The sequence below is a fragment of the Methylotenera sp. genome (assembly GCF_030653755.1).
In the GTDB taxonomy this organism is placed as follows: Bacteria; Pseudomonadota; Gammaproteobacteria; order Burkholderiales; family Methylophilaceae; genus Methylotenera.
On sequence record NZ_JAURYU010000005.1, the window covers coordinates 25,372 to 32,591 of the forward strand.

Below are 7,220 nucleotides of genomic sequence, written 5' to 3' on the forward strand. Positions count from 1 at the left end.
TGTTAATTGACTGTATTAGCAAGTCAGTATCTTCTTTTTGTTATGATGTAATCAACTTCCCTGCTAGTGTCGCCATACCCAGCTTGCGTGAGCAATGCCCGTTCTATGTAACGACTTACTTTGCTGCGTAGGTTTGGAACATCTGCACCTTCAGTGAAGTATTGTGGAAATTTGAAACTTAGCCAAGCATACAAGCTTAGATTGTGGCTAAGCAGTTCCGCTTCTTCCAGATGTTTTGGATTTTGCGCTTCTAGCCAGCTTGGTGCAGGTGGCAAATATCTGGTAGTAGATTCTGACACACTTTTTAGGCACATCAGGTAATAGTCTTTTTCGAACGCAACATTAAGTGAAATTGGCGCACATACGAAGATATACTTGTCTTTTAAAGACATTTTAGGCGCATGTTCGTCAACCAGCATGGCTTGTGCAATTTGTGTATTTAATGATGCTTGCTCAAAAAGAGGATGTTGAAACTGCGCTCTTTCTTGGTGATAACTGAGTACTTCGGCAATTTTATTTGTATGCAGTAAGTGTGCAACGCTACTAATCTGCATTAAATTAATGCTAACAGGGAGTTTGCTTAAGTCAGAAGTGTCATCGGTTGATAACATATGTTCAATATGAATCAGCTCGTCATTTTCAAGCACATTGACATAGCCCGTTTCATATATACCAAATCGTCCTGCACGTCCTGCAATCTGCCGTACCTCGGTCATGTTAAGTAGTCGTGATGCTACGCCATCAAACTTATGAATATTTGAGAATATCACGCGGCGTATCGGTAAGTTTAAGCCCATGCCAATGGCATCGGTTGCCACTAAGATATCTGCTTGACCAGCGTTAAAGCGTTCGGATTCCGTTCGCCGCACCTCTGGGGATAAAGCGCCGTAAATACTTGCCACACTGAAGCCCCATTGGCGAAATCTAGCTGAAAAAGTCAGTACATCTTTGCGGCTGAATGCAATGATTGCATCGCCTTTTTGTAGTCGAGGTTTAAGCTTCTGACGGCTGTAGTGCTTTCCACACATACTTTCATGTTCTAACACCAGTGGTGTCTTGCGCGCTAAATGTGTGATGTCATAAGTTTCGTTAAGCGACTCAATGGTTGCAATGCAAGGTGCTGTAACAGCGGTTGAGCCGCAAATAAAAACTGTTGAGGCGGGTGCGCCTACTAGTGCTGCTGTCCATGCGGTACCACGGTCTGGATCTTGTAGCATCTGAATTTCATCAATGACTGCCACCTCAACTGCTTTGGTAGCGTTCATCATCTCAATAGTTGATGCTATATGTTTGGCACCTTCCATGATGACGCGCTCCTCACCAGTAATTAGATTGCAGGGAACCCCAGATGCTACGAGTCTGTCGCGAATTTCCATTGCAAGTAACCTAAGCGGTGCCAGATAAACGCCCGATTCAGCTTGTTCTAATGCCAATAGTGCCTGATAGGTTTTGCCAGAGTTAGTCGGGCCAAGATAAAAGTGATGATGCCGTTTAAGCTTGCGAGCAAGGGGAAAGCTGTCTGTATAGCTTGTAGGTGTTAAATCTTGGATGGTTAGTTTCATACTGGTGTGAATTTATATCAAAAAAATTAAAACACCAACATGAAAATGTTAAGAATGCTGGGTTGGCGTGCAGTTTTTAGGGGTAGAGAGATGCATTTTTGTTAGCTAAAGCGTTTTAGTCTGATGATGTGGCTACGTGGAATAGAAATTGCTTATATGAAAGCGTAATGAGAATGGTTTTAAGTGCTGAGTAAATTGTACTGATGACGTTCGTTGTTATTGATATCAATAAAAAGGAGAACATTATGTTAGCAGATTTAAAACCTCATCAAGCAACACAGCAAAGCCATCAGTTTAAGACGACAAGTTCAGCCGTTAGTGCAGAAACATTTGGCGCATTGATTAATTTGGCTGGACGTCAGCGCATGTTGTCACAACGTATTGTATTAAATGCAGTACTTTCAACCATGGGTCATGAAACAGCCTTGGAAACGGCGCGTGAAGCATTAGCCTTGTTTAAAGTAAGTCATGCTGCATTAGTGCATGGAAACAGTGAGTTACCTGGTGTGTTTTTTGAAGAGCTGCGCTTGGTTTATTTTGGTGAAATTGAGGGGGATAGAAAAATAGTCGATTTTACCAATTTGGTAGAGAAGGCATTGAGTGCTTGTGAGTCTGGTTTCCGCACAGTGCCTGAGTTGCTTAATGAGCTTGGAATGCAGGCTACACCTATTGTTGCGCTACTTAACCGCATTACCATCGTTTATGAAGATGAATCTAAAAAACATGCAAAGGTGCAGCGTAAGCAGCATCATGAGTTAATGAGCAGTATTCAGAATATCGCTAAACAGGCACGGATTGTGTCAGTAAATGCACAAATTGTAGCGGCGCGTGCGGGTGAAGTAGGGCGCGAGTTTGCTGTGGTTGCAGGTGAACTCACTAACATTACCGCCAAAATTGATGAGTTAGTACGTGTTGCAGTAGGTAATGTTACTGTTTAATGTAAGTGTTAGCTTTTATTGCATACCCCGCCTTTAATTATTTTCATTTAGTATTTGATTATTCAAAATGGCATGTTGAGTAGTCGTTTGGCATGCCTTGAATAAATCTGCATAGGTCATTTCTGAGATTTTTGTCATTGTTAACGATATTCAGATTAGTGCATTAGCACTATTTTGGGGCGATACTTAGCTAGCTTGTTGGTGCATTACGCGCAATTTTCCAGTGAATTTAAACATTCAACTCCAATTTACCACCTTTATTTTCTACGCATTAAAGCTTTACTAACTTCGCTATATTTGCCTTAACTATATTTTGACCTTCAATACATGTAACTTCATTAGAAGCTGGTTTATTTTATTTCTAATTGAATAATGATTGGCCATACGTAATAGTTAAATTGATGGAGATAAAGCAAGGTAAAATATCACCATTAAAAAATCATTAAATTTTCATGGCAACTATACGTTTACTTCCAGACCAGCTCATTAGCCAAATCGCCGCAGGTGAGGTGGTCGAGCGTCCTGCTTCTGCTTTGAAGGAGTTGTTAGAAAATAGTTTGGATGCAGGTAGCACTGACATTCAAGTCTCTTTGTTGCAAGGCGGCATTAAGCAAATGCGTGTCACAGATAATGGTGCGGGTGTAGCTAAAGAAGACTTAATGCTAGCACTCACTCGCCATGCCACTAGTAAGATTGCAAGCCTTGAGGATTTAGAGTCAGTCGTTAGTTTGGGTTTTCGTGGTGAGGCTTTGGCGAGTATTGCTTCAATCTCCCGTACACAGTTATTAAGCCGTCAAGTTGATAGTAAGCATGCATGGCGTATTGCATCTGAAGGTAGTGATATTTCTTCGATTGAACCAGCAGCGTTGGATGCTGGCACGGTAATTGAAGTGTCTGATTTATATTTCAACACCCCTGCGCGCCGAAAGTTTTTAAAAACAGAGGCCACCGAGTTTGGCCACTGTGAAGAGATGTTTACACGGATTGCGCTTTCACGTCCTGATGTTGGTTTAATGTTGCAGCACAATGGACGAGCTTTAACTCGCTTAGCAATTGCTCAGCCTGAACGAAGATTTTCTGAGGTGTTAGGGAGTGAGTTTGTTGCAGAATCAATCAGTGTGGATGAGTCAGCGGCTGGTTTGCGCTTATGGGGAATGGCAGCAAAGCCGACCTTTAATCGCAATAGTCGAGACACACAGTATGTTTATGTCAATGGTCGATTTGTGCGAGATAAAGTGATTTCTCATGCGATACGGCAAGCTTATCAGGACGTATTGCATCATGATAGGCATCCTGCTTTCGTATTATTTTTGGAGCTGGACCCGAGTCTGGTGGATGTTAATGTCCATCCTGCCAAAACTGAAGTTAGATTTAGAGATAGTCAGTCTATCCATCGATTTATATTTCACTCGCTCAACAAATCGCTGGCGATTCCAACAGGTGTTTCTAATGCGGTCACTGCAAATCAGGCGCAATATAACCCGTTTAGCCCACAGGCTTCGAATACCGCATCTTCTAATGGTGCGTTATACCCAACTCACCAATCTCAGATTAATCTGAGTGCTCATGAAAGCCCAAGCTTTTATGAGTCAATGTTTGGCGGTAATCAGAATCAGGCATTCAATAACACTTCATCATCTGTAAATCTATTACCTGACGGTTTGGCAAGTCAGGAAACTTTACATGACTATCCGCTTGGTTTTGCGGTTGGGCAGGTGCATGGTGTGTATGTGCTCGCTCAAAATAAAGAGGGCTTGGTGGTCGTTGATATGCATGCCGCACATGAGCGAATTATGTATGAGAAATTAAAGAGTGCATTAGATAATCAAACCGTACAGATGCAGCCATTATTGTTGCCAGTGAGTTTTAATGCGGACAAGCTTGAGGTGGCTGCTGTACATGAAGCTTTGGCAAGTAATCATGCCACGCTCCAGCAATTAGGTTTTGATATTGCAATACTGTCACCAACGACACTCGCTGTACGTGCTGTGCCAACCATGTTGCAAGATGCTGATGCGGTTACTTTAGCGCGAGATGTATTACGTGATCTTCGGGAATATGGCGCTAGTAGAGTGCTGACTGAACGTAGAAATGAGTTACTTGGAACTATGGCATGCCACGCAGCGGTACGAGCAAATCGTAGTCTTACTATTCCAGAAATGAATGCTTTATTGCGCGATATGGAGGCGACAGAGCGTTCAGGGCAGTGTAATCATGGTCGACCTACTTGGTTTCAGGTGAGTATGACGGATTTAGATAAGATGTTTATGCGTGGAAAATAACAATATCTACTTACTTAATCTATAGCCCAATTTAAATTGATTGATAAGTCTGTAGGTTACTTTTTGCTTTTAAATTTATTTTCAAGCCAACGCCAAACCAAGCTGTTCGGTACTTCAACCCCATCAATAATATAAGTTAATGTCTTCGTATTGTTTAAGATAGTGGGTAATATTGATTTAGTCTCTGGGCTACCACAGAACAAGATACGATCACCAGCTTTTAAGCGGGTAGCTGGGTCTGGTACAAGGCTAGGCGCATTGTTACGTAATAGTAAAATTGGTACCAGATTCAGTTGATCTTCCCTATTAGCTGGATCTTGCATTAGGTGCTGTAAGGTGACATTTAAACCCGATTTAATGAGCTCAATGACTGCAGGGCTGTTTTCTTCATCAATTTTAACCGCCCAAGTTTCAGGCACTGTTTCACCCATAGTTATCACAAGTTGACTAATGAGTTTATTGGCCCAGTCGTTGGTTTGATTGCGTGCCAAGCTTAAAAATTGAGCAAGTAAAGGTGAAATCATATGTGCTAAGCATTCATGCGCAATGATTTCGGTGGGTTGCATGGTAATGTCTGCATTGAACTGCTTAAATAATCGACCGTTGTGACGTCTGTTCTTGCGAATCACTACAAATAGTTTTGGGTTCAATTCAAACGCTGTCATGACAATAGACAAATTGTTAGTATCGTTATCTGTTCCTGCAACGATACCCACAGCATTCGTGATGTCAGCTTCAAGTAAAGTTTTGGCTTCAGTACCGCTCCCCACAATGCAATCATTACATCCTGTCATTTCTGGCATAGCCTCAATAATCGTGGTTGTGATGTTTTCGCGTTCTAAATTTTGTACGACCGACTTACCAAATCGACCAAAGCCACAAACTACCCACATGCCTTTGGGTGGAGTTTCCGGCGGGGGCAGTGTATCGCCAGGGACGCCAGTTAGCCATTCGTGTAGTAGATAAGTACCCAATGCATGTACGCGCATTGCAAGTTGGTCACCAAATAGTGTGTAGGGGTTGATGATATGGTCTGTACCAAATGAAGCCATGTTGGCAGCAATATCATCACGTTCTGCACGAGCAATCACAAGTAAGTCAGGGTTCATGAGCTTTACGGCAACGGCTACCGCAAGGTTAACATTGTCGTCATCGGTAAGCGTGATGACACCACTGCATAGTGGATGCAGTACACCAGCTCTTTCCAGATTTTCTGGCAAAATTGCATCTGCACATAAAGATGGAATGATGTTTCTAGTATCGGTTAACTCTAGCTCGTTGAGTCGGTCTTGCTGAGGCTCAATAATCACTACACGCATGCCTTTTTCATCCAAGGCTTTTGCTAATAAGCTAGATGACTGACCATAGCTGCAGAGTATATAGAATGGCTCTTGGAATTGACGTACTTTATTGGCGAAACGTTCTGTTGTAACTGCTTGGCGAAGCCCAGTATCCTGTAACAGCGTGATAATTTTACCTATAGCATAAAACCATGGGATAACAGTGAGGTAAATCGAAAATGTTAGCCATAAGCGTTGCGCTTTACTATAAGCATAGGGAATTTCACCAAAGCCGATGGTCGTGGCGGTGTAGCTTATGACATATAACGCATCAAAGATGCTCATTTTCCAAGGTTGACCTTGATCGTCAACCCCAGGCATTAATGTTAAGCCAATAATTGCAATGGCAAAGCAAACAATAATTAAAATAAGCGGACGCCTTAAGCGGCGCAATATTAAAAACAGGATGCTATCCATGCTGATTAACCTATTGAGCTAATTTGTAACTAACGTTTTTGGCTGATTGTTTCAGAAATTAACAGTACCACTGAAATGATATTAGCCATTAATGCACCGCCTGATAAAGAAACGATATATACCATCAGGCTGGCTTCGTCGTAACTGCCACTCAGTGCTGCCCATAGAATGGCAGCGGTAATCAGTTGTAAATCTGCAGCTAAGCTGGTTGATAGCAATATCGCACCTACGTGTGTACGGTCACCAAATTTAAGCACTGTTGCAATTAGGCTGACGATAATCGCAGCATATAACTCGTAAACATGGTGATGACTAGGGTTATCAATATCACCAATGAAAAACCCAAAATTCAATGTCATTGCAAGAACGATGAAAAAACCAAAGACAACTTTTTCTAAATTCATGGATAATCCTATCAACAAATGGCATGCAGAATATATACTAATTTAGTGCTAGATCATCAAGTGACAGCAATAAATGAATATATGACATTAACAGTATTATACAGACTTCATCTAAATATGATTGCAAGAAGTAATGGCCCTAAAGGGGGTATTACTATCTATAACTAAAGATAGCCTTTCTTAGGGTGATCTCTTCATTAAGAATGTATTGAATGAACCAAACCACATTGCCACCAGCTATTTTTTTAATGGGGCCAACTGCCAGCGGTAAGACCGA

The 7,220-nt window shown here is 41.8% G+C and carries 5 protein-coding genes; 2 read left to right on the forward strand and 3 right to left on the reverse strand.

What is annotated here, in order from left to right; all coding sequences use genetic code 11:
* Window positions 1-23 precede the first annotated feature (23 nt).
* Window positions 24-1,562, reverse strand: coding sequence for a helicase-related protein (locus Q7U33_RS01165; protein ID WP_304857717.1), 1,539 nt, complete (start codon window positions 1,560-1,562; stop codon window positions 24-26).
* Window positions 1,563-1,807: 245 nt separating this feature from the next.
* On the opposite strand from Q7U33_RS01165, the gene Q7U33_RS01170 reads away from it, so the two are divergent.
* Entirely contained in the window at window positions 1,808-2,500 is a 693-nt protein-coding gene (locus tag Q7U33_RS01170; RefSeq protein ID WP_304857718.1) for a type IV pili methyl-accepting chemotaxis transducer N-terminal domain-containing protein, read from the forward strand.
* Between the two features lie 452 nt (window positions 2,501-2,952).
* Window positions 2,953-4,782 (forward strand): DNA mismatch repair endonuclease MutL, encoded by a 1,830-nt coding sequence (gene mutL, locus Q7U33_RS01175; protein ID WP_304857719.1) that lies wholly within the window; start codon window positions 2,953-2,955, stop codon window positions 4,780-4,782.
* A gap of 56 nt (window positions 4,783-4,838) precedes the next feature.
* Here the strand turns inward: mutL and Q7U33_RS01180 are convergent, their stop codons facing one another.
* Window positions 4,839-6,539: a TrkA family potassium uptake protein gene (locus Q7U33_RS01180; protein WP_304857720.1), complete on the reverse strand. Its 1,701-nt coding sequence runs from the start codon at window positions 6,537-6,539 to the stop codon at window positions 4,839-4,841.
* A 29-nt stretch (window positions 6,540-6,568) separates the two neighbouring features.
* Complete coding sequence (locus Q7U33_RS01185) at window positions 6,569-6,943, reverse strand: DUF6394 family protein (RefSeq protein WP_304857721.1); 375 nt, start codon at window positions 6,941-6,943, stop codon at window positions 6,569-6,571.
* Window positions 6,944-7,220: the final 277 nt, after the last annotated feature.

Excerpts from the sequence above, each read along its gene's own strand:
- Q7U33_RS01165 (WP_304857717.1), bottom strand. The coding sequence starts at position 1,562 with ATGAAACTAACCATCCAAGATTTAACACCTACAAGCTATACAGACAGC.
- Q7U33_RS01170 (WP_304857718.1), top strand. The coding sequence starts at position 1,808 with ATGTTAGCAGATTTAAAACCTCATCAAGCAACACAGCAAAGCCATCAG.
- mutL (WP_304857719.1), top strand. The coding sequence starts at position 2,953 with ATGGCAACTATACGTTTACTTCCAGACCAGCTCATTAGCCAAATCGCC.
- Q7U33_RS01180 (WP_304857720.1), bottom strand. The coding sequence starts at position 6,539 with ATGGATAGCATCCTGTTTTTAATATTGCGCCGCTTAAGGCGTCCGCTT.
- Q7U33_RS01185 (WP_304857721.1), bottom strand. The coding sequence starts at position 6,943 with ATGAATTTAGAAAAAGTTGTCTTTGGTTTTTTCATCGTTCTTGCAATG.